29 protein-coding genes and 1 pseudogene are annotated in these 26,411 nt (G+C 66.6%); 13 read left to right on the forward strand and 17 right to left on the reverse strand.

Translation table 11 applies throughout. The features are described 5' to 3' along the window. Positions 1-246, reverse strand: a 246-nt coding sequence (locus AAHS21_RS24335; RefSeq protein WP_342930109.1) for a LysR family transcriptional regulator, incomplete at its 3' end; no start/stop codon positions are given. A 422-nt stretch (positions 247-668) separates the two neighbouring features. Here AAHS21_RS24335 and AAHS21_RS24340 point away from each other — a divergent pair. Genes AAHS21_RS24340 through AAHS21_RS24360 form a run of 5 tightly spaced genes read left to right on the forward strand, consistent with a single transcriptional unit; the run spans position 669 to position 4,198 of the window. Continuing rightward, on the forward strand, positions 669-1,664 hold the full coding sequence (locus tag AAHS21_RS24340; protein WP_342930110.1) for a zinc-binding alcohol dehydrogenase family protein: 996 nt from the start codon (positions 669-671) through the stop codon (positions 1,662-1,664). Beyond that, entirely contained in the window at positions 1,649-2,518 is an 870-nt protein-coding gene (locus AAHS21_RS24345; RefSeq protein ID WP_342930111.1) for a dioxygenase, read from the forward strand. Before AAHS21_RS24340 ends, AAHS21_RS24345 begins: the two co-directional genes overlap by 16 nt. A gap of 4 nt (positions 2,519-2,522) precedes the next feature. Next, on the forward strand, positions 2,523-3,032 hold the full coding sequence (locus tag AAHS21_RS24350; protein WP_342930112.1) for a carboxymuconolactone decarboxylase family protein: 510 nt from the start codon (positions 2,523-2,525) through the stop codon (positions 3,030-3,032). Then, entirely contained in the window at positions 3,029-3,577 is a 549-nt protein-coding gene (locus tag AAHS21_RS24355) for a carboxymuconolactone decarboxylase family protein (RefSeq protein ID WP_342930113.1), read from the forward strand. Before AAHS21_RS24350 ends, AAHS21_RS24355 begins: the two co-directional genes overlap by 4 nt. Before the next feature lie 51 nt (positions 3,578-3,628). Next, entirely contained in the window at positions 3,629-4,198 is a 570-nt protein-coding gene (locus tag AAHS21_RS24360) for a TetR/AcrR family transcriptional regulator (protein WP_342930114.1), read from the forward strand. Here the strand turns inward: AAHS21_RS24360 and AAHS21_RS24365 are convergent, their stop codons facing one another. After that, on the reverse strand, positions 4,199-5,368 hold the full coding sequence (locus AAHS21_RS24365) for an acyl-CoA dehydrogenase (RefSeq protein ID WP_342930115.1): 1,170 nt from the start codon (positions 5,366-5,368) through the stop codon (positions 4,199-4,201). Positions 5,369-5,406: 38 nt separating this feature from the next. Then, positions 5,407-6,171 carry a cutinase family protein gene (locus tag AAHS21_RS24370; RefSeq protein WP_342930116.1) on the reverse strand — a complete coding sequence of 255 codons (765 nt, stop codon included), beginning with the start codon at positions 6,169-6,171 and terminating at the stop codon, positions 5,407-5,409. 243 nt (positions 6,172-6,414) lie between these two features. On the opposite strand from AAHS21_RS24370, the gene AAHS21_RS24375 reads away from it, so the two are divergent. After that, positions 6,415-7,158 (forward strand): Rv3717 family N-acetylmuramoyl-L-alanine amidase, encoded by a 744-nt coding sequence (locus AAHS21_RS24375; protein ID WP_342930246.1) that lies wholly within the window; start codon positions 6,415-6,417, stop codon positions 7,156-7,158. A gap of 30 nt (positions 7,159-7,188) precedes the next feature. Here the strand turns inward: AAHS21_RS24375 and AAHS21_RS24380 are convergent. The 3 genes and pseudogenes from AAHS21_RS24380 to AAHS21_RS24390 form a co-directional block, all read right to left on the reverse strand. Beyond that, a pseudogene (locus tag AAHS21_RS24380) lies at positions 7,189-7,911 on the reverse strand (lysophospholipid acyltransferase family protein); the annotation flags it as partial. A 182-nt stretch (positions 7,912-8,093) separates the two neighbouring features. After that, on the reverse strand, positions 8,094-8,420 hold the full coding sequence (locus tag AAHS21_RS24385; RefSeq protein WP_342930117.1) for a DUF202 domain-containing protein: 327 nt from the start codon (positions 8,418-8,420) through the stop codon (positions 8,094-8,096). After that, entirely contained in the window at positions 8,417-8,728 is a 312-nt protein-coding gene (locus AAHS21_RS24390; protein WP_342930247.1) for a DUF202 domain-containing protein, read from the reverse strand. The genes AAHS21_RS24385 and AAHS21_RS24390 overlap by 4 nt, the downstream gene beginning before the upstream one ends. A 161-nt stretch (positions 8,729-8,889) precedes the next feature. On the opposite strand from AAHS21_RS24390, the gene AAHS21_RS24395 reads away from it, so the two are divergent. After that, positions 8,890-9,615 carry a haloacid dehalogenase type II gene (locus AAHS21_RS24395; protein ID WP_342930118.1) on the forward strand — a complete coding sequence of 242 codons (726 nt, stop codon included), beginning with the start codon at positions 8,890-8,892 and terminating at the stop codon, positions 9,613-9,615. Here the strand turns inward: AAHS21_RS24395 and AAHS21_RS24400 are convergent. The 4 genes from AAHS21_RS24400 to AAHS21_RS24415 form a co-directional block, all read right to left on the reverse strand. Next, entirely contained in the window at positions 9,612-10,172 is a 561-nt protein-coding gene (locus tag AAHS21_RS24400; RefSeq protein WP_342930119.1) for an ester cyclase, read from the reverse strand. The two genes, AAHS21_RS24395 and AAHS21_RS24400, sit on opposite strands and share 4 nt — an antisense overlap. A gap of 71 nt (positions 10,173-10,243) precedes the next feature. Then, a complete protein-coding gene (locus AAHS21_RS24405) occupies positions 10,244-11,539 on the reverse strand; it encodes a cytochrome P450 (RefSeq protein WP_342930120.1) in 1,296 nt (431 codons plus the stop codon). 63 nt (positions 11,540-11,602) lie between these two features. After that, positions 11,603-11,950, reverse strand: coding sequence for an MmpS family transport accessory protein (locus AAHS21_RS24410; RefSeq protein WP_342930121.1), 348 nt, complete (start codon positions 11,948-11,950; stop codon positions 11,603-11,605). Positions 11,951-12,006: 56 nt separating this feature from the next. Then, positions 12,007-13,209, reverse strand: coding sequence for an MFS transporter (locus AAHS21_RS24415; protein ID WP_342930122.1), 1,203 nt, complete (start codon positions 13,207-13,209; stop codon positions 12,007-12,009). Positions 13,210-13,301: 92 nt separating this feature from the next. Between AAHS21_RS24415 and AAHS21_RS24420 the strand changes: the two genes are divergently transcribed. Together AAHS21_RS24420 and AAHS21_RS24425 are read left to right on the forward strand one after the other, a co-directional pair. Beyond that, a complete protein-coding gene (locus tag AAHS21_RS24420; protein ID WP_342930123.1) occupies positions 13,302-14,387 on the forward strand; it encodes a dihydrodipicolinate reductase in 1,086 nt (361 codons plus the stop codon). Between the two features lie 134 nt (positions 14,388-14,521). Further along, positions 14,522-16,357, forward strand: coding sequence for an Hsp70 family protein (locus AAHS21_RS24425; protein WP_342930124.1), 1,836 nt, complete (start codon positions 14,522-14,524; stop codon positions 16,355-16,357). An 8-nt stretch (positions 16,358-16,365) separates the two neighbouring features. Here the strand turns inward: AAHS21_RS24425 and AAHS21_RS24430 are convergent, their stop codons facing one another. Further along, positions 16,366-16,791, reverse strand: a complete 426-nt coding sequence (locus AAHS21_RS24430) for a hypothetical protein (RefSeq protein WP_342930125.1) — start codon at positions 16,789-16,791, stop codon at positions 16,366-16,368. 194 nt (positions 16,792-16,985) lie between these two features. Beyond that, positions 16,986-17,942: an SDR family oxidoreductase gene (locus AAHS21_RS24435; RefSeq protein WP_342930126.1), complete on the reverse strand. Its 957-nt coding sequence runs from the start codon at positions 17,940-17,942 to the stop codon at positions 16,986-16,988. Positions 17,943-17,999: 57 nt separating this feature from the next. Between AAHS21_RS24435 and AAHS21_RS24440 the strand changes: the two genes are divergently transcribed. Continuing rightward, the gene (locus AAHS21_RS24440; protein WP_342930127.1) at positions 18,000-18,743 is read left to right on the forward strand and encodes an SHOCT domain-containing protein; all 744 of its coding nucleotides are present in this window, start codon (positions 18,000-18,002) and stop codon (positions 18,741-18,743) included. A gap of 146 nt (positions 18,744-18,889) precedes the next feature. Here the strand turns inward: AAHS21_RS24440 and AAHS21_RS24445 are convergent, their stop codons facing one another. Both AAHS21_RS24445 and AAHS21_RS24450 read right to left on the reverse strand, forming a co-directional pair. Beyond that, on the reverse strand, positions 18,890-19,513 hold the full coding sequence (locus AAHS21_RS24445; RefSeq protein ID WP_342930128.1) for an MBL fold metallo-hydrolase: 624 nt from the start codon (positions 19,511-19,513) through the stop codon (positions 18,890-18,892). Further along, entirely contained in the window at positions 19,513-20,598 is a 1,086-nt protein-coding gene (locus tag AAHS21_RS24450; protein WP_342930129.1) for an S-(hydroxymethyl)mycothiol dehydrogenase, read from the reverse strand. The genes AAHS21_RS24445 and AAHS21_RS24450 overlap by 1 nt, the downstream gene beginning before the upstream one ends. A gap of 178 nt (positions 20,599-20,776) precedes the next feature. Between AAHS21_RS24450 and AAHS21_RS24455 the strand changes: the two genes are divergently transcribed. The 3 genes from AAHS21_RS24455 (at position 20,777) to AAHS21_RS24465 (ending at position 23,271) form a co-directional block, all read left to right on the forward strand. Then, complete coding sequence (locus AAHS21_RS24455; RefSeq protein ID WP_342930248.1) at positions 20,777-21,796, forward strand: class I SAM-dependent methyltransferase; 1,020 nt, start codon at positions 20,777-20,779, stop codon at positions 21,794-21,796. Positions 21,797-21,809: 13 nt separating this feature from the next. Beyond that, positions 21,810-22,631: a serine hydrolase domain-containing protein gene (locus AAHS21_RS24460; protein ID WP_342930130.1), complete on the forward strand. Its 822-nt coding sequence runs from the start codon at positions 21,810-21,812 to the stop codon at positions 22,629-22,631. Between the two features lie 127 nt (positions 22,632-22,758). Beyond that, positions 22,759-23,271 (forward strand): DUF3145 domain-containing protein, encoded by a 513-nt coding sequence (locus tag AAHS21_RS24465; protein ID WP_342930131.1) that lies wholly within the window; start codon positions 22,759-22,761, stop codon positions 23,269-23,271. 48 nt (positions 23,272-23,319) lie between these two features. On the opposite strand, the gene AAHS21_RS24470 is transcribed toward AAHS21_RS24465, so the two are convergent. The 3 genes from AAHS21_RS24470 to AAHS21_RS24480 form a co-directional block, all read right to left on the reverse strand. Continuing rightward, complete coding sequence (locus AAHS21_RS24470; protein WP_342930132.1) at positions 23,320-23,844, reverse strand: hypothetical protein; 525 nt, start codon at positions 23,842-23,844, stop codon at positions 23,320-23,322. 67 nt (positions 23,845-23,911) lie between these two features. Next, entirely contained in the window at positions 23,912-24,823 is a 912-nt protein-coding gene (locus AAHS21_RS24475; RefSeq protein WP_342930133.1) for a diacylglycerol kinase, read from the reverse strand. Beyond that, the gene (locus AAHS21_RS24480; protein WP_342930249.1) at positions 24,820-26,406 is read right to left on the reverse strand and encodes an FAD-binding oxidoreductase; all 1,587 of its coding nucleotides are present in this window, start codon (positions 26,404-26,406) and stop codon (positions 24,820-24,822) included. Before AAHS21_RS24480 ends, AAHS21_RS24475 begins: the two co-directional genes overlap by 4 nt. Positions 26,407-26,411 lie beyond the last annotated feature (5 nt).

The following is a 26,411-nucleotide window of genomic DNA, read 5'->3' on the forward strand; positions in this document are numbered from 1 at the left end:
GGTAAGCCGTGTGCGGGAAAACCGCACGCACGGATTGAAAGGGGGATGGGGAAACGGGTCTGCTCTGCAGCCACCGCGCCCCTGACTACCAATGGACCGGTCGAACAACTCGACACCGAGTTCCTTTTCCAGCCTGGCCACCGACGCTGACAGCGCCGACTGCACGACATGGATCCGCTGCGCCGCCCGGGAGAAGTTCAGCTCCGCCGCCACCGCAACGAAGTACTCCAGTTGTCGCAACTCCATCCCGGCAATCTATCGCGAACAGCGATTATCTTGATCGATTTTCAGCGTTGGACACGATGAGTCATCGGGTGTTCTCTGAAACCAGTTGATGGGAGGACATGATGACTCGAAAGAACCTGGCGCGGCTGGTCGTCTTGTCGCTGATGTGCACCCCGTACCGGCGTCCGCCCGCTCCGGCGTACTGGAAAGCGACCGCGTTGCCATTGAGCAGCAGGCGCCCTCAACGCAGCCGCACTGGGATCCGCACCGACGCCCCGCGTCGCGCGACAACGCGAATGCCCCCACCCGACGCCCGGCTAACCGTGAGCCGCGCGGCGGTCAGGGCAAGGGGCCCATTCCCGGCCGGACCCGCAGCTGACGAGCCCGGTACGGCAACCCAACTCGACAGCTAAAGTGACATCACCTCAACGGAGGGACAGCCCATGCGAGCGTTGCGCTTCGACACTTTCGGTGACCCCACCGTCCTGCATGTCGCCGAGCTGCCTGCCCCGAAAGCAACAAAGCAGGAAGCGGTGATCCGCGTCGAGGCCGCCTCGATCAACCCCTCCGATGTGAAAAACGTTGCCGGCCTGATGGACTGGACGGTGCTGCCGCGCACGCCGGGACGCGACTTCGCCGGGGAGGTCGTCGCCGGCCCGCCCGAATGGGAGGGTGCCGAAGTCTGGGGCACCGGCGGGGACGTCGGGTTCACCCGCGACGGCTCACACGCCGAGTTCATCACGGTGCCCATCGAAGCGCTGGCGCGCAAGCCGGAAAAGCTGAGCTTCGACGAGGCCGCCGCCGTTGGGGTCAACTTCGTCACCGCCTGGTCCGGCACCGTCGAGACGGCCCAGCTGCGAGCCGGCGAAACGATCGCGATCTTCGGCGTATCCGGGGGAGTCGGCGGTGCCGTCGCGCAGATCGCGCACTCCCTCGGCGCCCGGGTGATTGGCGTGGGCCGTCGCAAACCCGACCCGCAAACCCCCGCCGCCACAGTCATCGACGAGTTCGCCGCCCTCGACACCGACGTCGCCGCCGAAATCAAACGACTCACCAACGGCAAGGGTGTCGACGTCGTCTACGACGCGGTCGGCGGCATCACCACACAAGCCGCGCTGGCCTCGCTCGCGCACCGCGGCCGGCTGGTGGTCATCAGCGCCGTCGGCTCGCCAACAGTCGACATCGACCTAAGAGCGTTGTACCGCAACGAAACCCGTATCCTCGGCGTCGACAGTGGCAAACTCAGCGTCGTCGACTGCGCGCGCATTCTGCAAGAGCTACGGCCCTACTTCGAATCCGGCGAGTTGCGCCCACTGCCGATCACCGCCCGCTACTCCCTCGACGAAAGCACAGCAGCCTACAACGCGGTCGCCAGCCACACCCCGGGCCGCGTCGTGATCAATCCCCAAGAGAGGCAACCACAATGGCAACGGATTTGACCGAACAAACCATCACCGACGAAGTGTTGAAGAGCTTCGACACCGCCACCGACGAACGCTTCCGCCAAGTTTTCCGAAGCCTGGTCCAGCATCTGCACGACTTCGCCCGCGAGGTGCGGCTGACCGGCGACGAGTGGTTTACCGCGATGGACTTCATCGAACGGCTGGGCAAGATCTCCAGCCCCACCCGCCAGGAGGTGGTGCTGCTGTCCGACATCCTCGGTCTGTCGATGCTGTTGGACAAGATCAACGAGCAGACCGGCGGATCGTCCACCGACTCGGCGCTACTGGGCCCGTTCTATGTCAAAGACCGTCCGACCGCGCCCAATGGCGCCGACATCGCCAATGGTGTTGCGGGCACACCGATGTTCATGACCGGCCGGGTCGTCGACGAACAGGGCAGGCCGATCGCCGGCGCGCAGGTGGACACCTGGCACAGCGACGGCACCGGGTTCTACGACGTGCAGATGACCGAGCCGTTGCACGGCGAGTTCGCCATGCGCGCGCTGCTGACCACGGATCACGACGGCAAATTCTGGTATCGCTCGATCACGCCGCGCTACTACCCGGTGCCCACCGACGGCCCGTGCGGGGAAATCCTGCGGGCCGCCAATCGATCCGTGATGCGACCCCAACACGTGCACTTCTGGTTTCACGCCGACGGCTACCAGCCGCTGATCACGCAGCTCTTCCTCAAAGACGACCCCTACATCGATTGCGATGCCGTGTTCTCGGCGCAGGAGTCGCTGAAGGCCGACTTCGTGCGTCACGAACCCGGCGTCGCGCCGGACGGAACGAAAGTCGACGAACCTTTCGTCACCCTGGACTGGACGTTCACCCTCGCGGCACAGTGAAACCATGACACGTCTCCCGTTAGCCGACCTCGACCAGCAGCCCGAGTCAACCCGCGAGTGGGCGGCCCGTCGCGGCAACCTCAATGTCTTCCGGCTACTCGCCAACGCGCCCAACGTATTTCCCGGATGGACACAACAGATGGACGAGCTGTACGCCAGTCCGACCTTCAGCGCACGCATGCGCGAGGTGATCGTCCTGCGTGTGGCCAACCTGCAGCGCTGCGCCTACGAACTCGCCCAGCATCTGCCGCTGGGCCGCGCCGCCGGGCTGACCGAGCACCAGCTCGAGGCGCTGGCCACCGGCGACCTCGACGACGCCGGCTTCAGCGCCGACGAGCGCACGGCGCTCGACGTCGTCACCGAGTTGTGCACCACCCACCACCTGCGCGACGAGTCCTTCGCCGCGGCCCAGGCCGTGTTCGGCGACGCGGCGCTGACCGAATTGCTCACCCTCGTCGGCTGCTATTACGGGCTGGCGCTGGTGCTCAACGCGGTTGACTTGGAGATCGAATGACGCGAATCCCGTACCTGCGGCCCGAAGACATGAACGCGCAAGCGCGCGAATTGACTTTGGAGCGCGGCAATCTCAACGTCTACCGAACGATGGCCAATGCCGAGAACGTGTACACCGGCTGGATGATGGCCGGCCGTGGTGGCCTGACGAGTCCGGTATTGTCGCGGCGGCTGCGCGAATTGGTGACGCTGCGTACCGCCTACCTGATGGACTGCGCCTACGAACTCGGCCAACACCGGGACGTCGCGCGCGACGGCGGCGTCAGCGCCGACGAGATCAATGCGGTCACCACCGAGTCCAATTGGGAAACGGGCTATTTCGAGGGGACCGAGCTCGCGGTCTTACGGCTGACAACCGAACTTGTCAGTACGCGCGCCGTGCAGGCATCGCTTTTCGAAAGCGTGCAGAAGGCCCTGGGACCGGAGGCCACCGTGGAAGTGCTGATGATTATCAGCAGGTACGCGGGCCTCGCGCTGATGCTCAATGCGCTCGACGTCGACCTCGACGACACCGCGCGGCTGCCTGCGCTGCCCATCGATGACTAATTTTTCACAAGTCTAACGATGCGGCCCATTTTGCCCGTAACGTTGCACGACGTGGCCGCGCGCAAGCCCCCGTCGACGCGCCTGTCAGCCGACGACTGGTTGCAGGCCGGCTACACCTTGCTCGCCGAGGAGGGAGCGCGAGCCCTCAAGATCGAACGCCTGTGCCAACAAGTCGGCGCCACCCGCGGGAGCTTCTACTGGCACTTCGAGGACATGGACGGCTACCGCGGCGCACTCGTCGACTCGTGGAATGCGTTCCGCGAGGAGGATCGGCAAATCTTGGCCGAGATCGACACGCTGCCGCCCCGGGAACGCTTGTCCGCCTTGATGATTTCCTTGGTCAGGCCGCAACACTGGATGCTCGAACGCGCGATGCGGGAGTGGGCCCGCACCGATCAGACCGCCGCCGCGAACATTCGCGACGCCGATCGTCGCCTGCTTCGCGCCGTCACAAAGGCCTATGGCGAATGCGGATTCAGTCACGAGGACGCCAAGCTGCGCGCCGAGCTGACCTTCGCGGCGGGCATCGGACTGCTGCACCTCACCGCCTCGCCCGGCCAGGCGCAGAAGCTGGCTCAGCACGAACGCTTCCTGGATCTGATGCTGGCCGACGCGAAGTAGTCACACCATCGCGATCGGCGAGATCGTGGCGCCAATCGCCAACGCCCCGGCCAACTCCCGGCTCACGTCGTAGTCGAATACGACATGGCCCGCGGCAATGTCCACGTCGCGCTTGGCGCGCTGCAACGGGCTGGACAAGAAGTGAGCGCTCGCGCCGGCGGCCTCCAGCAGATCGGCGATGATCGCCCGGCACTCGTGCACGGTGTACGCCGCGGCCAGCCGGGCATTCGCCCGCACCGACCGACGCACGCGTGCACCGCTGACCACGAGCTCGTCGATGGTCGCGGCAGTCTCGGCCACCAGCGCCCGCAGCGCGCGCAGCCGCGCGGTCGCATCGCCGAGCCTGATCTGCGCGGCAGGCTGATCCTTTTGCGCCACACCGCTATACGCCAGCACGCGGCCGCTCAGCCGTTCGGCGAACAGCTCGGTCACCCGTTCGGCGGTGCCGAGCACGGGCATCGACGCCACCAAGGCGAGCGCGGGCACCAGCGGCCACCGGTAGGTAGCCGCCCCGTGCGCGTGCGCGCCCGGGGCTGTGCCGCCATAGATGTCGGCCACGCTGGCGATGCGGTGTTCGGGGACGAACACGTCGGTCGCGATCAGATCGTGGGAGCCGGTCGCGCGCATGCCCGCGGTGTGCCACACGTCGTCGACCTCGACCTGGTCGGCGGGCAGCACCACGAGCGCCGCGACGATGCCGTCGTCGCGCTCGATCAGCGCACCCACGATCACCCAATCGGCGTCCATCGCACCCGTCGCCCATGACCATCGGCCGGTCAGTCGCACGCCGCCGTCGACCGGAGTGCCACGCCCGGTCGGGGCCAACGGAGCCGGTGCCAGCACCGGGCCCGAGGCGAACACTTCCTCCTGAAGCCGCGGGTCGAACAGCGACAGCATCCAGTTATGCAGCGCGTAGAACCCCAGCGTCCACGCGCTCGACGCGCAGCCGTGTGCCATCAGCCGAATCGGTTCCAGCACTTCGGGAAACGATGCCTGGATACCACCGAACCGGGCCGGGAGCAGCAGCCGGAACAACTCTGTGTGCCTGAACTCGCTGACCGTTGCCGAGGGCAGCCGGCGCAGCTGCTCGGCCTCCTCGGCGCGCGCCGCTAACCGCGCGACGAATTCGTCGGTGATTCCGTGCACCGGGCGGCCGGCCACCGCAGACATGCGGTCACCGTAACATACTTTTTAGTATGTTCAGGCGGTCAGTTGCCGAACCCGGTACCGGTCGGCGCGTGCACCACGATGGCTGGCCCGCTGGCGGTGTCGTCGAGTCGGCTGGCGGCGAAGGACACACCCTTGTCGATGTAGGCGCCGCCGTCGGCGTAGGTGTCGTGGGCGGCGAAGTTCATGCCGTCCGAGCACACCGGGTCATCGGTCGCACAGACCTTGAGCGTCTTGGCCTGGTAGATCGGGCCGATGACCAGAGGCGGCTGGCCCAGGAAGTTCATTGCCCGCGTGTTGGGCGTGCCGAAGAGCACCACCGCCGCGACGTGGTCGGCGATTTCGGGTGCCAGGGGCTTGGGCACGGTTGCCGGGTCGACACCGTCGGGCACCTGCGCCGAGGTGACAAAGCCCATCACGGCCGCGCCCTGCGAGAATCCACTGAGCACCATCTTGGTCTTCGGGCAACTGCTCGCCATCGACACGACATGAGCGCCGGCATCCCTGATTCCGTCAAGGCCGGTCTGCCACTCGTTGCTGGCAGGGTAGTTGACGGCGTAGACGTCGACGGACTTTCCGGCTTCACGCGCGCGCAGACTATCGACGAAGGCCTGCCCGGTCGGGCCGATGCCTTCCGGTTCGCCCGTGCCGCGCGCGAACACCACTTGGGCGTCGGGACACGGCTCGGCCAGTGCCGACGGAGTAGGGGAGACAAGGAAACTGCTACCAAGACCCACGGCCGCTATCGCGGTGGGTTTGATGAATCGAATGATGTGACCGGCAATCATGCCGAAATAAGTGCCCATCGGTGCCCATCCCAAACCTTTGAGTTCCAAGACCAGTTCACCACCGTTGCCAAGGACCACAAAAGCGACACGCAGAAGTTCGGTAGTGGTCTATACGGCCTGATATCCCCGGTCAATACCGAAGGACTGCTGGCCGGTCCCGATGTCGTGCCTTTACAAATCAATCGGCTTGATCTTGAGGATACAGCGGATTGTTACCATCGCGCGGTGAGCGATCCGCCTGCGCATCGAGGGCTCGCCCGGCTGAAATCCGTTTCTAGACGCGATGTCTTGAAAGTTGCCGGTGTGGCCCCGGCAATGCTCGGTGTGACAACGCTCGTTGCCCCGCGCGCCTCAGCCGGGCTGGCCGGCTCATCGGTCTTCCTCGACGCGGGCCACAACGCCGTGAACGACGCTTCGATCAATGAGCAAGTTCCGAATGGCCGCGGCGGCACCAAAGCGTGTCAAACGTCGGGCACCGCGACGAACGGCGGTTATCCGGAGCATGCGTTCAATTGGGCCGTCGTCGGCCTGATCAATGACGCGCTGCGGCAACTCGGGGTGAATACCGCGCTGTCCCGCGACAACGACAGCTCCGTGGGCCCGTGTGTCGACCAGCGCGCCGCGCAGGCGAACGCGATGCACCCCAATGCGATCGTGAGCATCCACGCCGACGGCGGTCCCGCCTCCGGCAGCGGATTTCACGTCAACTACTCGGCCCCGCCGCTCAACGACGTCCAGGCCGGCCCGGCGGTGCAACTGGCCCACACGATGCGAGACGCGCTGGTGCAAGCGGGCTTTCACCCATCTACCTACGCTGGATCGGATGGCCTCTATGGGCGCGCCGACCTGGCCGGGCTGAACCTGGCCCAGTACCCGGCGGTGCTCGTCGAACTGGGCAACATGAAAAACCCGGACGAAGCGGCGCTGATGGAAAGCGCGGACGGGCGGGCGAAGTACGCCGCGGCCGTCACGCAGGGGATCGTCGCGTTTCTGAGCGGCCGCTGAAACTCAGCCTGGGACAGCTTCTTTGGGGACTTCCGTCGGCCAATCGGCGAGCGTGTCCAAATAGAGCTGACGCACCTCGGCAATGCGATCCGGCAACGTCTCCAGCGTCCACTCGTCGACCGGGATCGGCGGCAGCACGGCGACATCGACTGTGCCCGGGGTAATCTTGAGCGAGTTCTTGGCGGCGATGATTTCGGCGTTGCGGATCACGATCGGCACGATCGGAATGCCCGCGGCCATCGCGATCCGGAACGCCCCCTTCTTGAACGGCCCCACCCCGGTCATGGTGTCGCGCGAGGTGCCTTCCGGGGCGATCAGGATGGACAGGCCGTCCTTGGCGCGTTCCTCGACTTCGTGCAGGGTCTCCACCGCGGCGGCGGGGTCGTCGCGGTCGAGGAAGACGCCGTCGTTCAACTTGAGCAGCGTGCCGATGATCGGGTCGCTGGCGAGTTCCTTCTTCGCGATTTTGATCCAGTCGTTGCGCAGCAGTGCGGCGGCGATGAACGGGTCGACTCCGTTGCGGTGGTTGTAGAGGAAGACAGCCGGGCGCTGCGCCGTCAAATTCTCGGTGCCGATCACGCGGTAGCGAATGCCGTTGGTGGCGAGCAATATCTGGGGCCAGGTGGACCGGAAGAAGTTCAGCCCGCGCCGACGGTTGCGGCTCAGCAAGCCAACGCCCAGGGCGCCCGCGCCGACCGGCAGGGCCAGGCCGAAGCCGGCGACCAGGTTTGCCTGCCTGCGAAGACGGACGCCGCGCGGCGTCTCCGGCAAACCTTCTGGCGTCATTCAAGCCTCCCGATACATTTATTTGGATCCACGCGGCACGCCGATTGTAAGGAGGTATTCAGCCACGCCGCATCCGCAGCTCTGTGCAGCGAAAAGTTATGGTAAACAGCACGTTTGGTCATGGTGAACGCAAAGGGTGGGGACACCGCTTACACCAGCTGGGCGGCCGTGGCCATGACGATGAGCAGCAGCGTGGCGATTCCGATGACGTACACGGCGCGACGAGGGCTGATGTCGGCCGGGAGCGGTCGGCGCTGCAGGATCGCCTGGCGCCGGAACGCGATCAGATAGGTACACATCGCCGCAAGCAGAGCCACACCCGCCGGGATCAACGGCAGCCAACCCCGTGCGCCGTGGATTTCTTTGATGGCCAGCAACACGCCGTTGGCCAGGAACGCGAACGATGTCCGGGACCAGGCGAGCGTCGTGCGTTCGGCCTGTAGCCCGCGGGCCGGATTGCCGTGCGCCGCCGTCAACCCGAGACGACCTTGAGCACGACCAACCCGAGCGCGACGACTCCGACCAGGCTGAGCCCGACCGCGAGGTAAGCCGGCGAGGGATGACGAGGCAGGGGGTCGCCGCGGCGCATCGCATGATCGGCCTGCTGCCAGCGCAACAGCCCCATCCCGCTCGTGAGGATCGCGAGCACCACCAGGCCGAGGCCGAGCAGCCGGCGGGCACCCGGCACCGTCATCTCCGGAACGAGCTGCACCAGGGCGACCGCCGCCGCGAGCAGCCCCAGCGCGGTGCGCTGCCAGGACAAAAAGGTGCGCTCGTTGGCCATGGTGAACCGGTAGTCGGGCTCTTGCGTGCTGTCGGGGTGGCGCTCGGTGATGACCTCGTCGGACACGGCTACCTCGCAGCACATTGGGGAACAAGCTTTTCGTTACCCATGATTTTAACTAACCGCGCGGCCGGCCACCGCGCCTTCTGCCGAGCCGTTGCATGATGAAGCTTGTGGTAAAGGCGTTGTTGTTCGACGTGCAGGGCACCGCGACGGATTTTCATTCGACCGTGTGCGACGAGGCGCAACGAATCAGCGCGGGACGGTGCCCGGAGCTCGATTGGCCCGACCTGGTCCGGCGTTGGCGGGCCGGCTACTTCGCCACGCTCGAGGCCGCGCGCAGCCGCCAGAGTGGATGGGTTTCGGTGCACTCGGTATACCGCGCGGCGCTGGACACCCTGCTGGACGAGTGCGGTATCGACGGCTTCACCGATGCCGAGCGCGAGGATCTCACCCTGGCCTGGCAACGACTCGAGCCCTGGCCGGATGTCGCACCCGGGCTGTCCTGGCTGAAGAGCGACTTCACCTTGGCGACGCTGTCGAACGCCGACGTGTCCGCCGTCATCAATATCTCCAAGCGCGCACGATTGCCCTGGGACGCGATCTTCGCCGCCGAGATGGCGGGGGTTTTCAAGCCGGACCCGGCGATTTACCGGATGGCCGCGACCTACCTGGGCCTGGAACCCGCCGAGATCATGATGGTGGCCAGCCATAAATACGACCTCCGCGCGGCGGCCGGACTCGGCTTTCACACGGCGTTCATCGCGCGTCCGCTGGAGTTCGGCGTCGATGGCGATCCCGACGTGCAGTATTCGGACGAGTTCGACATCAACGCCTCGGACTTCCTCGACCTCGCCGATCAGCTGGGCGTCTGGTGGCCGTCCTAGCGGGTGAACGCCGGCGGCACGGTATTGGTCAGCGCCGGGTCCGGCTTCTCCGAAGACATCGACAACAGGCCGCGCACCACGCGTGCGGCCAGTAGCCAGTTCGCCGGCTTCTTCATGTCCAGCCCGCCGAGGAGCTGTTTGACCATCGTCAACGTGTCGAAGTAAATGCGTTCGCAGACAAGCGTTTCGGTGTCGTCGAAGACGAAGTACGCGTTCATGCGAACCCGGAAGCGGCTGCCGGTGGGCGGCACCTTGCCGAGGAAACCACGATGGGTGCCCATCAACCAGAACTCGACGATCACCGCATCGGCACTGTGCCGCAGCGCGATGATTTCGTGGTCCTGATCGGGGAACGCGGTGCGCGTGTAGTTGTAGTAGCCACGCACCGCGTCGTTTCCGTCGTGGACGACCATCTGCGGGATCAGCTCGTAGTGGGGGTGCGGGAAGGTCGCCAGCACGTCGTCCCAGTCCTGGCGGACCTCGTCGTGGAAGTGGTCGAGCACGAGTTTCTGGCGCGCGGCCAGCACTTCGGGGGAGGGAAACGCGGGGGCTGTCATCCGGCCAGCGTAATCCCGGGCGGTGCTGCTGATATCGCGCGCGCTGTGGCTTCCGGCGGGGCTCCGGAGCCCTAGCCCGGGGTAGTCCAGGACACCGGCAGAGTCTTGATCCCGTGAATGAATTGGGACAGCAACCGGGCCGGCTTGCCGGTCACGGTGATGTCGGGAATTTCGCGACGCAGCTCGTCGAAGACGACCCGGATCTCGCGACGAGCCAGGTTGGCGCCCAAGCAGAAATGTGCGCCGCCGCCGCCGAAGCCCAGATGCGGATTGGGGTTGCGCCCGACATCGAAAGCCCACGGATTGTCGAACCGGGACTCGTCGCGATTGGCCGAGTTGTAGTACAGCGCAACCTTGTCGCCTTCGGCCATCTTGACGCCGCTCAACTCGAAATCGCGGGTCAGGGTGCGGCGCATGTAGATCACCGGGGAGGCCCACCGCACGATCTCCTCGACCGCGGTGGGCGTCAGGGCCTCGAAGTCGGACCACCACTTCTCCCGTTGCTCGGGGAAGCTCGACAAGGCCAGCACGCCATGGCTGATCGCATTGCGGGTGGTTTCGTTGCCCGCCACCACCAGCAGGATGAAGAACGACGCGATCTCCTGGGAGGTAAGCCGGTCACCGTCGACCTCGGCTTCCACCAGAGCCGTGGTCAGGTCGTCGTGGTGGTTGGAGCGGCGGTCGTCGGCCATCGCGGTCGCATAGGCGCCGATGTCCATCGACACCTGCATGAACTCTTCGAAGTCCAATGTCAGATCGGGGTCGCCGAACCCGAGAATCACGTTGGTCCAGTGGAAGATTCGCTGATGGTCTTCTTCCGGGATGCCCATCATGTCGCAGATGACCTGCAACGGCAGTGGCCCCGCCAGTTCGGTGACGAGGTCGGCCTGGCCGTCGGGATGGTTGGCGGTCAGTGAGGTGACCAAACGGTGGGCCCGCGCCTTCACCGAAGCCTCAATGCGGGCAACGACTTTCGGCGTGAACGCCCGGCTGACGATCGAGCGCAGCCGCTGGTGTCGCGGATCGTCCATCACGATCATCGAGCCGAAATACTCGGCCAATTCCGGTGTCTGGTCGTTGATCGTGATGCCGCTGGCCGAGCTGAAGATGTCGGGATGACGGCTGGCGAAGTGGACATCGTCGAGCCTGGTCAGCGCCCAATATCCATTGCCGGTCTCGAATCCCTCGTACTGAATCGGCGACCAAAACGAGATCGGGGCCTCCCGGCGCAAGGTGGCGAACGCCGCGTCGCGCAGGTCGTCGTTGCGCACCCAGAAATCGAGCGACTCGAGTTGGACATCGGCAAGCGGTAGTTCGGGCGGGGGTGTCCCATTCGGTCGCGACGCAATACCGGTCTCGAGGCTCACGTGGCCTTCCCTTCGCCGTTGAAAGGGGTATCAAGAGCTGACACTGCGGAGCCTAGACCCGGATCAGTGCGTGCAGACGGTTCTCGCCGGAACGCCCGTCGTCGCCGTCGCGGCGCTGACCACGTTGCCGTCCATCAAAATCTTGCAGGAGATGGGACCCGGGCCCTGCGCGCTGATCGTGAACACCTGCCCGCCGAACCCGGTGAACTCCGTCGACCAGGGCAGCGGCGCGTTCACCTGGTGCAACTGCCCGGTGTCGGTTTGGTAGTAGATGAACTGGGCGACCGCCGGGCCATTGACCTCGTAACGGACCTGGGGCATCTGCGGAATGGCGTGCGCGACGCCGCAGGCATTTGCGAACCCGAAACCGATGGCCAGCAGCATCGACGGTGCGGCGAGGTGCGTTCTCATGAATTGCATCGTGTCACCACCGGCGACGGTAGGGAAGCGGTTGGCGTCAGACGCCGTCAGGAAGGCGGCCCGATGCGGCGAACGGCCAGGGCGCCCAGCAGAACAACAGCGCACGCCGCCCCGACCCCACCCGAGATCAGCAACGGCAGCCGACCGTCGGCGCCCCACAAGAAGCCGGCCCACAGTCCGGCCGCCAGCACCGCGCACCCGCTGAGCCCCTGAAATACGCCTTGCGCGCTCGATTGCAGGGCTTCCCCAACGAGCGTCGATATCCAGGCCTTGGCGACGCCGTCATAGCAGGCAGTGAACAGCCCGTACGCGACGATCAGGGCCGAGGCGGTCGCCGCGTCCGTGGTGAGGCCCAGACCGATATACCCGATCGCGAAGAACACCAGACCGGCAGCGTAGACGACCGGACGACCGAAACGGTCCGCCAGCCACCCGGCCGGGAAGCTGGCCACCGCGTAGACCAGGTTGTAGCCAACGTAGGCCAAGATGACATCGACCACCGAGAAGCCGATCTCCTTGAGCCGCAACAGAAGTAGCGCGTCGGGGAAGTTGACGAGGCTGAACACCACCAGGAAGGAAATCACCGCCCAGTACCGGCGGGGCAGCAACCGGGTCTCGGCGAACACCCGAACACCGGTAACTGGCCGCACGTCTCGCGGTCGTTCCCGGACCCAGGCGATCACCAGCACGCTGAGCACGGCGGGGATCACCGCCAGATACAGGACCGGACCGATCCGGTGTCCGAACAGTTCGTATCCGGCCAGCCCGAGCAACGGCCCGATGACCGCGCCGAGCGTGTCCCACGCGCGGTGGAACCCGAACACCCGGCCACGCTGGGCCGCATCGATTCCGTCGATCAGCAATGCATCGCGTGGCGCACCGCGCAGTCCCTTGCCCAATCGGTCGACAACCCGTCCGAGCAACACGCCGGGCCACGCGCTGGCGACGGCGACGAAGACCTTGCCGAGCGCGGCCATCCCGTATCCGGTCGCGATCAGCGGCCGGCGGGAAAAGCGGTCGCCGAGTGGGCCCGAGACCAGCTTGGTGATCGACGCGGCGCCCTCCGCGGCGCCTTCCACCGCCCCGACCACCGACGGTGGCGCACCCAACACGGTCGTCAAGTAGATCGGCAGCAGCGGGTAAAGCAATTCGCTCGCGGCGTCTTGCAGCAGTGACACCAGCGAGAGCACCCACACATTCCGGGTGAGCCAGACCGGGCCCCTACTAACAACGGCGTCGGTGCGACTCATCGCGGCATCCCTGTTCGCACAGTCAGATGTTAGGTGCCACAGCTGTCGCCCACTTAATGTGAACCGGGGGCCAGGTGACCGGAAGGTTGGGTATGTCGATAAGCAGCTCAAAGCGCGTGGTGGTGTTCGGTACCGGCTTCGTGGGCAGGATGGTGATCCCCGAGATCGTCAAGCACCCGCTGTTTGAGTTGGTCGGCGTCGGCGTCAGCAATCCGGACAAGGTCGGCCGCGACGTCGGCGAGATCTGCGGGATGTCGGAGAAGGTGGGCGTTTTGGCCACCGACGACATGGACGCGCTGATCGCACTGAAGCCCGACGCGTTGGTGCACTACGGCCCGACGGCGATGCACGCCAAAGAGAACATCAAGCTGATCACCAGCTTCCTGCGCGCCGGCATCGACGTGTGTTCGACGGCCATGACGCCCTGGGTGTGGCCGACGATGCACCTGAACCCGCCGAACTGGATCGAGCCCATCACCGAGGCCTGTGAGCTGGGTGAGTCGTCCTGCTTCACCACCGGTATCGACCCCGGATTCGCCAACGACCTGTTCCCGATGACGCTGATGGGTCTGACATCGGAGATCCGCAAGGTGCGGGCATCCGAGCTGCTCGACTACACCAACTACGAGGGCGACTACGAGTTCGAGATGGGCATCGGCCGCGAGCCCGAATTCAAGCCGATGCTCGAAGACCGCGACATGCTGATCTTCGCCTGGGGCGCGACCGTCCCGATGATCGCGCACGCCGCCGGGATCATGCTCGACGAGATCACCACCACCTGGGACAAGTGGGTGACACCGACCGAACGTAACTCCGCGCGGGGCGTCATCAAGCCCGGGCACGTCGCCGCCGTCCGGTTCACGATCAACGGCGTCTACCAGGGCGAGACCCGCATCCAGCTCGAGCACGTCAACCGCATCGGACTCGACGCCGCCCCTGACTGGCCGACCGGTCACGACAACGACGTCTACCGCGTGGACATCGAAGGAACCCCGAGCATCTTCCAGGAGACCGCGTTCCGGTTCACCGACGGCTCCGGGCGGGACGCCGCCGCGGCCGGGTGTCTGGCGACCGGGCTGCGGGCGTTGAATGCGGTGCCGGCGGTCAATGATCTGCGGCCCGGCTGGGTCACGCCGCTGGATCTTCCGCTTATCGCGGGAACCGGCAACATACGGTGACCAGGGCTTTAGACTGAGCCCGAGACGTTATACAGCTCACGCATAGCTAACGCAGAGATTGGCTATAGGTATAACCGTCAAAATCGGGGTAGGCGGATGCGGGGGCATACCGCTCGATAACGGGGATTGGGACCATGTCAGACGGAGCTACGCCCGCGCTGGGGCTCTCGATTGGCGCCACCAACTTCGCCGCGGTCACCGCCGACCAGGCCATCACGCGCAAGCCTGTCATGACGCTGTTCCGCGAGCGGCTGCCCGAGATCGGGGTCCCCGGTGAGAATCCGCGGCTGGACCAGCCGGGGCTGGTGATCACCGACTTCGTCGATCGCGTCGGCGACCCGATCGGCATCGTGGCGGCCGACGGCTCCGTGCACCGCAGCGAGGTCTTGACCGCCGACGGGTTGCGTGCCCTGGCCTACGCCGCAACCAATGGCGCCGAACTTCCGGACAACGTCGCGGTGACCCACCCCGCGCACTGGGGATCGAACGCCGTCGACGCGCTGGGTTCGGCGCTGACCCGGGTGCCCGAATGGGCGAACCGCGAGCGGCCGCTGACGTTGATCCCGGATGCCGCCGCGACGCTGTTCGCGGTGCGGGCCAACCCCGGCATCCCGGCCCGCGGCACGGTGGCGGTATGCGACTTCGGCGGCAGCGGCAGCAGCATCACGCTGATGGACGCCGCCGGCGACTATCAGCCGATCGCCCCGACCGTGCGGCACCTCGACTTCTCCGGTGACCTGATCGATCAGGCGCTGTTGACGACCGTGTTGGCCAACCTGCCCAGCGCCGATTCCTTCGATCCGTCCGGCACCTCGGCGATCGGGCCGCTGAGCCGGCTGCGCACCGGATGCCGCATGGCCAAGGAACAACTGTCGTCGAGCACGGTCGCGACCCTGGCCGAGGGACTGCCGGGCATACCCGGCGAAATCCGGCTCACCCGCAACGAACTCGACGACGCGATCCGTACCTCTCTGACCAATTTCGTTGCGGTGCTGGATGAAACATTGGCGCGCAACGGGATTCGTGATCTGGTCGCGGTGGTGTCGGTCGGCGGCGGCGCTAACATCCCGGCGGTCACCACGATGCTTTCGGGCCATCTGAGGGTGCCGGTGGTGACGACGCCGCGACCGCACCTGGCCCCGGCCATCGGTGCGGCGTTGCGTGCGACGCGTGGGCCGGCCGAGACCAGCGCGACATTGCTGACCCCGTCGGTATCCCGCGCGACCGCGGCAGCCGTGGCGGCCGCACCAGCCGCACCGGTCGCGGTCGAGGAGCGACCGTTCGTGCTCACCGATGCCCCGGAGCCGGTGTCGAGGCTGATGCCCGCGCTGGCGTGGTCGGAGGCCGGCGACGAGTCGCGGATGATGCCGGCCGCCCCCGCTGCGGCCGGGCAGATTCCGAATCATGTTGGCGGGTCGGGGTATACGTCGGCGCGACCGGCGTTGAACTTCGAACAGCCCGGGCAGCCACGCCGGGAGAAAAAGGCCTCGGTCGTTCCCTGGTCGCGGGTGCCGGGCATGGTCGTCATCGGTACGGCAGTGGCGGTTCTGCTGGTCGGCATCGCGTTGGCGATCGGGCTGTCCGACGACAAACCCGCCACCACGCCGAACCCGGGCGTGAAGACGACTCCGGCTACCGTGCCGTCTGCCAAGGGCGCTGCTCCGCAACCCGCGCCGCCGAGCCAGGCGCCGATGACGGGTCAGGCCGCACCCCAGCCGGCGGCGGCGCCGCCAACGGCCGACGCTCCCGCTCCCGCGGATGCTCCGGCCCCTGCGGCCGTGGACCCGCCCGCGGCGGTCGACACGCCCGTCCCGGCGGCACCGCCGCCACCTCCTGTTGAGGCTCCCGCGCCGCCGCCCATACCTGCGATACCGGCGCCCGCACCCCGGGTCCCGGCGATCCCGGCGATTCCGCCCATCCCGCGAATTCCCGGACTGGGCTTGCCAATTCCCGGATTTGGCGGTCCGTAACTACTTGACTATTTGCCGCCGGTCGCGGGCCGCTTTTCGCCCTTGTTTTCCTCGGCGGCGAGTTTCCGGAGCTCTTCGTTCAAGGCCTTGTCTTTTTCGACTTGCTCTTGCCGGGCCTTGTCGTCCGAGCCGTCGCCGTCCGAATCCTTGTTGGCCGGGCCGTCGGTGGTCTTCGGATTGCCGTCCTCGTCCAGCCAATCGTTGACCGCGGTGCCCGAGACCGCCCCACCGGATCCCGGCAGTACCAGCGTCGGCCGGTCCTCGTAGGCCACCATCATCTCGGCGGCAGCCTTCTTATCGTCCTCGTCGGGCTCCGGCTTCTCTTGCGGGTGCTGGTCGCCCTTGACGCCTTCGGGTCGGTCGCTTTCGGCGGACTCAGCGCTCACCTGCTGGTCGTCCTCTTCACCAGCTGTTCTTTCGTCCTGCACGCTCATTTGAATACCCCCTTGTTGAGTCGCAGTCCGGTTCGGTTACCCGTAGCCGAGCTGTGTCGAAACTCTCGTTACCGCGATCTTTTCTGCGTGACCAGCGGTCATGAGGAGGTGCGGTGAGGCTCTGGGGGCGTATGCTCCGGCGTGCATTTGACGAAGGTAACCGGTGCCCGCCGCGAAAAGCTCTGCGGGAGTTGCTAGTTGGTCGTCGGATAGGTGACTTTTGTGAGTTCCTCGGAAATCTCCCAGAGTCGCCGGCAGTCGTCGTCGTTGCGGGCCCGCGCGGGCGTTTTGGCTACTTTCACGCCACCGCCGGCCATCTCCATGAAGCCGCGGGGTCCGTAGAACTCGCCGCCCTCGGCCTGCGGCGTGGCCGCCGCGTACAGAGCGGGCAGGATCCCGTCGTCGATTTCCTGCCACAGGAACGGGGTGAAGCGCCATGACGCCCTGTACAAGCGTTCCATCAGCGCCGGCTTTTCACGACCGTAGGAGGGTCCGCTGATTTGCAGGTTGGTCTTGGTCAGGCCGGGGTGTGCGGCGTTGGAGACGATGCCCCAGCCGCCGGCGCGACTGCGCTTGTCCAGTTCGCGGGCGAACATCAACACCGCGATCTTCGACTGGCCGTAGGCCGACATCGGCGCATAGGACTTTTCGAACTGCAGATCGTCGAAGTGGATCTTGCCGCTTTGGCTGGCCGCGAGGCTGCTCAGGGAGACGACGCGGGCACGCTGCGCGGCGCGCAACAGCGGCAGCACCTGCCCGGTCAGCGCGAAGTGCCCGAGATGGTTACTGCCGAACTGCAATTCGAAGCCGTCGGCGGTGGTGTCGCGCTCCGGGGGCGTCATCACCCCGGCGTTGTTGATCAGAATGTCGATTGGACGGCCCTCGGCGTTGAGTTGTTCACCCAGCGCGGCGACCGACGCCAGCGACGACAGGTCGAGGGATTTGATGGTCAGCTTCGCGTCGGGCACGCTGTGGCGGATCTCTTCGATCGCGGCCTCACCCTTGGCCCGGTTGCGGATGGCCATGATCACGTCGGCGCCGGCCGCCGACAGCCGTCTGGCCAACCCGAAGCCCAGACCGCTGTTGGCGCCGGTGATGACGACGAGCTTCCCGGTGAGATCCGGCACGGTGGCGACAAGATCGTTCGACATGGGTATCAGTGTGCTCTTTCGCTGGCCACTGGTCACTAGCGGTGACACACTCCGGGGATGTGGAGCAGACTGCCCGCCAAGATTTCTTTTGTCTCAGCCGTCGTCGTCACGATCATGTCGCTGGCCGGCATCGTGGTCGCCATCGTGCTCAACGTGTTTTTTCTCGACGATTACAACGCGTACGGCGAGGTTCCGGTCCCCGGTTCGGGCAGCCTGCATCTGCCGAAGGGTGAGGTCACCGTTAGCCTGCACACCATCGTGATCGGCAGCCCTGACAGCGGGCTGCCGGTGCCGCCGCTGGGCATCACGATATCGCCGCCCGACGGCGTCGCGCAGCCGACGATGACGGAAAACATCGGCAGCACAACCTCAGTCAACAACGACGCGCACGTGCGGGTGTGGGTGGCGCAGATTCCGGCCGACGGCACCTACAACATCACGACGGACGGCCAGGTCAACGGATTCATCGCACCGCGACTCGCCTTCGGCCACTCAAGCTCCTACGGATTTTTGATCTGGCTGTTCGTCGGCATGTTCGTGGTGGGCCTGACCGCTTCGATTGTGGCGGGCCGTTGGCTGCGCAGCACCCGACGCAAGGCGGCGGCGGCCGTCGTGGCGGGGCAGCCCCTGCCGGGGGTCTCAGTGGCGACCCCCCACCAGTCACCCACCACGGCATACGAACCCACCGACGAGGGTGTCCGTGTTGAGCGCCTCAAAACGCTTGCGGCGCTGCGGGATTCCGGGGCGTTGACCGAAGAGGAGTTCCAGGCCGAGAAGCGGCGGATCCTCGAAGGGCACTGAGGTATGCGGCCTTTTGCCCGCCTCTGAGCGACAAACTGGGGGAGGTGGGAACGCGCCGGTCGCGGCTGAGTATCAAGACGAACGTTGTCGCTCAGAGGCGGGCACAACGTGCCTCGCCAACTCCCGGGCTGTGGGTGTGACTGGGCCTAATGACCCCGGGCCACCCACTCCTCGTAGTGCACGATCTCGTCGCCGATGATGGTGCTGTCGCCGTGGCCGGTGTGCACGACGGTCTCGCCCGGCAACGTCCCCAAACGCTCGGAGATCGACTTCAGGATGGTCGGGAAGTCGGAGTACGAGCGGCCCGTCGCGCCGGGGCCACCGGAGAACAGGGTGTCGCCGCTGAACACCACACCGAGGTCGTGCACGTACCAGCAGACCGATCCGGGGGAGTGTCCGGGCGTGTGTATCGCAGTCAGTTCGGTGCCGTCGATCTTCAACTTCTCCCCGTCGGACACGGCGCGAAAGTCGCTGTCCGGGTGGGTCATTCGCCACAGCACTTCGTCGGCGGGGTGCAGCAGCACCGGGGCGTCCAGTGTCTTGCCGAGTTCGGGCGCCACCGTGACGTGGTCGTTGTGGCCGTGGGTGCACACGACCGCCACCACGTGACGTCCGCCGACGGCTTCGACGATGGGCGCCGCGTCGTGGGCCGCGTCGAACACCACGACATTGGAGTTGTCGCCGATGACCCAGATGTTGTTGTCGACTTCCCAACTGCCACCGTCGAGTTCGAAGGTACCGTGGGTCACCACGCGGTCGATTTGAACCATCAGAGCATCACCACCGAACGCAATACCTTGCCGTCGTGCATCTTCTCGAACGCCTCCTCGATGCCGTCTAGCCCAATTCGTTCGGAGACAAACTTCTCGAGGGGGAGCCGGCCCTGCAGATACAGGTCGATCAGGGTGGGGAAGTCGCGTTCGGGCAGGCAGTCGCCGTACCACGAGGACTTCAACGATCCGCCGCGGGAGAAGAAGTCGACCAGCGGCATCTCCAGCTTCATGTCCGGCGTCGGCACGCCGACCAACACCACGGTTCCGGCCAGGTCGCGGGCGTAGAAGGCCTGCTTCCAGGTCTCGGGCCGACCGACCGCGTCGATGATGACGTCGACGCCGAAGCCGTCGGTGAGGTCCGCGATGGTGTCGACGACGTCGAATTCGCGGGCATTGACGGTGTGGGTGGCGCCGAACGTGCGGGCCCAGTCCAGCTTCGTGTTATCGGTGTCGACCGCGATGATCTTCTTCGCGCCGACCAGTGCCGCGCCGGCCACCGCCGCGTCGCCCACACCGCCGCAGCCGATCACCGCCACGGTGTCGTCGCGGCTGACTGCGCCGGTGTTGATCGCTGCGCCGATCCCGGCCATCACGCCGCAACCCAGCAGCCCGGCGACTGCCGGGTCGGCCTCGGGATTGACCTTGGTGCATTGGCCGGCGGCCACCAGCGTCTTGTCGGCGAACGCCCCAATGCCCAGCGCGGGCGTCAGCTCGGTGCCGTCGGTCAGCGTCATCTTCTGGGTGGCGTTGAACGTGTCGAAGCACAGGTGCGGCTTGCCGCGCTTGCAGGCGCGGCACTGGCCGCAGACCGCGCGCCAGTTCAGGATCACGAAGTCGCCCGGCGCCACCGACGTCACCCCCGGCCCGACGGCTTCGACCGTGCCCGCTGCCTCGTGACCGAGCAGGAACGGGTACTCGTCGTTGATGCCGCCCTCCCGGTAAGTCAGGTCGGTATGGCAGACCCCGCAGGCGATCACGTCGACCAGGGCCTCGCCCGGGCCGGGGTCCGGCACGACGATGTCCACCAATTCGACGGGTTGGCCCTTTTTGCGTGAAATCACTCCGCGCACTGTCTGACTCATGGGCTACAACCTACTGTGAGGGCCATACACTCGGCAGCCCGGTGTCCACCCATCGACAAGCGCCGTTCCAGGGACCGACAACCGGGTGTAGCGTCTGCAGAGCGTGACGACACTCGACAAGAGTTCGGACGGCGTCCAGCGCCAAAGTCAGGAGACTGTCGAAGATTTCGCGGGACGAATGGTCTCGACCATCGACAGCGCGAGCCTTGCGATCCTGCTGAGTATCGGACACCAGACCGGGCTGCTGGACACGATGGCCGGACTCGGTCCGGCCACCTGCACGCAGATCGCGGACGCCGCGGGCCTCAACGAGCGTTACGTGCGGGAGTGGTTGGGCGGCATGACGACCGGGCATGTCGTCGACTACGACCCGGATGACGCCACTTACACGCTGCCGGCCCATCGCGCGGCGGTGCTGACCCGTGCCGCCGGGCCGGACAATTTGGCTGTGGTGGCCATGTTTCTTCCGCAACTCGGCGAAGTCGAGCAGAAAATTATCGGCTGCTTCCACGCCGGCGGGGGGCTGCCGTATAGCGAGTTTCCACGGTTCCACGCGCTGATGGCCGAGCAGAGCGCGGCGGTGTTCGACCACGCGCTGGTCGATGTGGTGCTGCCGTTGGTCGACGGCCTGCCGGACCGGCTGCGCTCCGGCGCCGACGTCGCCGATTTCGGGTGCGGCAGCGGTCACGCGATCAACGTGATGGCGAAGGCGTTTCCGGCGAGCCGGTTCACCGGTATCGATTTCTCCGAGCAGGCCATCGCGACGGGCACCGCCGAGGCGGCCGGCCTCGGCCTGACCAATGCGAGCTTCGAGGCCCACAACCTGGCCGATCTGGACAAGACGGAGGCCTACGACGTGATCACCGTCTTCGACGCGATCCACGATCAGGCGCAGCCGGCCCGGGTGCTGGAGAACATTCAACGCGCGCTGCGGCCCGGCGGTGTGTTCTTGATGGCCGACATCAAGGCATCCAGCCGACTCGAGGAGAACGTCGACGTCCCAATGAGCACCTACCTCTATACCGTCTCGCTGATGCACTGCATGACGGTGTCGCTGGCGCTGGGCGGCGCCGGACTCGGGACGGCCTGGGGCGCGCAGCTGGCCACCTCGATGCTCGTCGACGCCGGGTTCGACGACGTCCGGGTGCTCGAGGTCGACTCCGACCCGATCAACAACTACTACATCGCGACGAAGTGACCCGCCCGATCTGATGGCTGCTCTCGACGCGCTCGATGACTGGCCGGTGTCGGCTGCCGCCGCCGCGGTGATCGGACCCGGCGGGGTGCTGGCCACGCACGGTGACACCGAGCGGGTGTTCACGCTGGCGTCGGTCACCAAGCCGCTGGTGGCCCGCGCCGTGCAGGTCGCGATCGAGGAGGGCGTCGTCGAGCTGGACACGCCGGCGGGCCCGCCCGGGTCGACGGTCCGGCACCTGCTGGCGCACGCGTCGGGGCTGGCGATGCTGGACGGTCGGGTGCTGGCCAAGCCGGGCACTCGGCGCATGTACTCCAACTACGGCTTCGCCGTGCTGGCCGAGACCGTGGAACGCGAGTCGGGCATCGAGTTCGGCCGCTACCTCATCGAGGCGGTGTGCGAGCCGCTGAACATGCGCGCCACCCGGCTGGACGGCGGCGCGGCGGAAGCCGGCTACGGGGCGACCTCGACGGTCGCGGACCTCGCGGCGTTCGCCGTCGACCTGTTGCGCCCGTCGACCGTGTCGGCCGAGATGCACGCCGAGGCGACGACCGTGCAGTTCCCGGGCCTGGACGGGGTGTTGCCCGGCTACGGCGTGCAGCGGCCCAACGACTGGGGCCTGGGTTTCGAGATCCGGGACGGCAAGTCGCCGCACTGGACGGGGGCGCGCAATTCGGCGCGAACCTACGGCCATTTCGGCCAAGCAGGCGGTTTCATCTGGGCAGATCCCGACGCGGAGCTGGCCCTGGTGGCATGCACGAACCGCGATTTCGGCGACTGGGCGCTGGACTTGTGGCCGGCCCTCGCCGACGCGGTGCTCGTGCAATACATCAAATAGGCATCGAGCACTAGCGCAACACGGGTATCACAGGGCACAATAGACACGCACGAAACAAAACATCTGCTTGTCGGGTCCGCCAGGTCGTTGGGGAAGACGTCCCTCGTGGAACCGAAGGAGCAGGTAAATGCGTGCGTCGAATCAATTCGCCGACGTGACGGCAGGTGTGGTGTACATCCATGCCTCGCCCGCGGCGGTATGCCCGCATGTTGAGTGGGCGTTGTCGTCGACCCTGCAGTCCAAGGCCAACCTGGTCTGGACACCGCAGCCGGCGATGCCGGGACAGCTGCGTGCTGTCACCAACTGGGTCGGTCCGGTGGGTACCGGTGCCCGGTTGGCCAACGCGCTGCGGTCCTGGTCAGTGCTGCGGTTCGAGGTCACCGAGGACCCGAGCCCGGGTGTCGACGGCCACCGCTTCTGCCACACGCCGCAACTGGGCTTGTGGAGCGGGGCGATGAGCGCCAACGGCGACATCATGGTCGGCGAGATGCGGCTGCGGTCGATGATGGCGCAGGGCGCCGACACGCTGGCCGCCGAGCTGGACTCGGTGCTGGGCACCGCGTGGGACGACGCGCTCGAGGTCTACCGCGACGGCGGCGATGCCGGCGAAGTCACCTGGCTCAACCGGGGCGTCGGCTAAACAACCGGCGGGACGGTCGGCGCAGCCGGGCGCCGCGGGTCACGACCATCACACGGTGGCCGGGACGGTCGGCGGGTTCGCCGGCGCCGCGGTCACCGGCATATCGACATTGCCCTGACACGCTCCGCTGGTGATGTCGGTGTGGAAGACGCCGGTGAGCACTCCGTTCGGCCCGGGGGTGTAGGCCGTAATCGATTTCGCCGGGTCGTATTCGATAGTGCCGTCGGGCAACAGGCAGTCCCATTTCCAGGTCATCTCGCGTACCCATTGCGATCCATTCCAGGTGAATTCGACTGTCTGCGGCATGAACTCGTTCTTGGGCGGCGGCGGGTCGTTCACCGTAGCGGTGCAGACACCCGCCGCGCATTTCGAGGTGATCGAGACGCTGGCCCGGTGGGCGTATTCGGGTTGACGGGCCGCGATGCTGGTGCCGGCCTTCGCGTTGGCGGACAGCGTCAGGATGTACTGCCCGTTCCATAGCGGGTCAGCCGCGAATGTCGTGGGGGCCGTTGCCAGCGCGCCGCCCACTGACAGAGCCAGGGCGACAAGCGCCGTTGTGCGATGTCGCGACATCGTTCCTCCCAGGGCAGCGCTCCGGCGGCGCAGGTATGCCCTGATGTCGCGTTTGTCGCACGAGTTGTTACATCTTGGGGCGCAGGATCCGCAGCGCGCCGGGCACCGCGGACAGTTCCGCGGGCAATGGGCACGCGTAGTCGCCGTCGGCGTAGACGTTGATGCCGGGGCATTCGACGTGGATCGTCTTGGCGCGTGCCGTGGTGACCTCGTCGAGTCGCACGTGGGTTCCCTTCAACACGGTGGGGAAGAGCCGGACGAATTTCGTGCGGGATGCGGTGTGCGCCATCGTGATGTCGAGCAGGCCGTCGGTGTAGTCCGCGTCCGGGCAGATCAGCAGACCGCCACCGTAGCTTCGGGTATTGCCGAACGCCGCCAGCGTGATGTGGGTGTCGATCTCCTCGGTGCCGTCGAGCACCAGGCGGAACGGCAACATCCGCAGTTGGGTCAGCTCGGCGAGCATCGCGACGTAGTAGCGCAGCCGCCCGTGCGGCCAGCTCATCCGGTTGGCGCGATCGGTGACCAGGGAATCGAACCCGGCGGCCGCCACCGTGCCGAACCACTTGTCTTGGCCGTTGCCGTCCCGGATGCGGCCCAGGTCGATCGTCTGGGTCCAGCCGTCCGCGACGATGTCCGCGGCGGCCTCGGGATCCCTTGTGGGGATGCCGAATTCGCGCGCATGGTCGTTGCCGGTGCCCGCCGGGATGATGCCCAGCGGAATGTCGGTGCCCGCCAACACTTGCAGCGCGTTGGAGATGACGCCGTCGCCACCGGTGGCCACCAGCGCGTCGGTGCCGCGTTCGATCGCCGCGGCGGCCAAATGGCGGGCGTCTTGGGCGTCGTCGCCGATGATCTCGTTGACCTCGACACCGCGGGCGTGCAGTCGCGCGATCGCGACCTCGGCGACGTGCACGGCGGTGCCATGCCCCGAGAGGGGGTTGGTCAGCGCGGTCACCTTGGCGATCTCGCGGCGAATCACGGAATCAGCTTGCCGGGATTGAGGATTCCCGCCGGATCCAGGGTGGCCTTGACCGCGCGCAACACCCGCACGCCGAGCTCGCCCACCTCGTCGCGCATCCAGGGCCGGTGATCGGCACCGACCGCATGGTGATGGGTGATGGTGCCGCCGGCGGCGATGATCGCGTCCGACGCGGCCCTTTTCGCGGCCTGCCACTGCTCGATCGGATTGCCTCGCTGCCCGGCCACGACGGTGAAGTACAGCGATGCGCCGGTGGGGTACACGTGCGAAATGTGGCACATCACCAGCGCCGGTGTGCCGGTTTCGGCCAACGCGGTGGTCAGTGCCTCGGTGACGGCGGCCTTGAGGACTGGGATGTTGGACCAGTCGGTGGCGGTCTCCAGCGTCTCGCACAGTGCGCCCGCGGCGAGCAGCGAGTCGCGCAGGTAGGGCGCGCCGAACCGGCCTCGCTCCCAGGCCTGCGCGGGACCCTCACCCAACGACGTGCCGCCCTTTTCCGCGAGCAATTCGCGGGTTTCGGCGTGCCGGCTCTCGACGTGTTCCGTGGTGCCCTCGAAGACCGTGATGCCCAGGCAGCCTCCGGTGACCTGGTTCTCGCCGATCGACTCGGTGGTGGCCAGGTTGACTCCGGTCTCGGCCTCGTCGGAAAGCCGAATCACGGTGGGGCCGGTCGCGTTTTGGGTGACCGCCCGCAAAGCGGCCGCTCCGGTCGCGAAGTCGGGGAACGACCAGGCCTCGTAGCTGACGGCTTCCGGTACCGGATGCACCCGCAGCCGCACCTGGGTGATCACGCCGAAGGTGCCCTCCGACCCGATCAGCAGCTGGCGCAGGTCGGGGCCGGCCGCCGACTCCGGTCCGCGGCCCAGGTCCAGCGTTCCGGCCGGGGTGATCACCCGCAGCCCGCGCACCATGTCATTGAAGCGGCCGTAGCCGGCCGAATCCTGACCCGAGGAGCGGGTCGCGGCGAAGCCGCCGATGGTGGCGAATTGGAAGCTCTGCGGGAAGTGTCCCAGCGAGAAGCCGCGGGCCCGGAGCAGGCGCTCGGCCTCGGGACCGGTGAGGCCCGCGCCGAGTACGGCCTGGCCGGACACTTCGTCGAGCTCGAGGAGTTGGTCGAAGCGACGCAGGTCGAGCGAGATCACGGCGGTGAAGTCGCCCCGGATCGGGTCGAGGCCGCCGACCACGCTGGTGCCGCCGCCGAACGGGACCACGGCGATGCCGTGCTCGGAGCAGTAGTTCAGGATTTTCAGGACGGTGTCTTCGCCGTCGGGGTCACCGGGCAGCAGGATGGCGTCGGGCGCGTCTTGCGCCGCGGCTTCGCGCTTGAGCAGATCGAGGGTGGACTTGCCGCCGGCGTGCAGCAGCCGGTCGCGATCGCCGGTGCGGCAGTATTCGGCGCCGACGATCCCGGCGAGCGCGTCTTTGTCGGCCTGCGCCAACGCGGACGGACGCAGCTGCACCTGGTCGGGCGTGAGTTCGTTGCCCGTCGAATCTTCCAGGCCGACAGCCTGTTTCAGCAGTGACCGAATGCCTTCCGAGAGCGGTTTGGCGCTGGCGGGATCTCCCCACGCGTTCCATTTCATCGGCG

This window comes from Mycobacterium sp. 050272 (assembly GCF_039023525.1).
In the GTDB taxonomy this organism is placed as follows: Bacteria; Actinomycetota; Actinomycetes; order Mycobacteriales; family Mycobacteriaceae; genus Mycobacterium.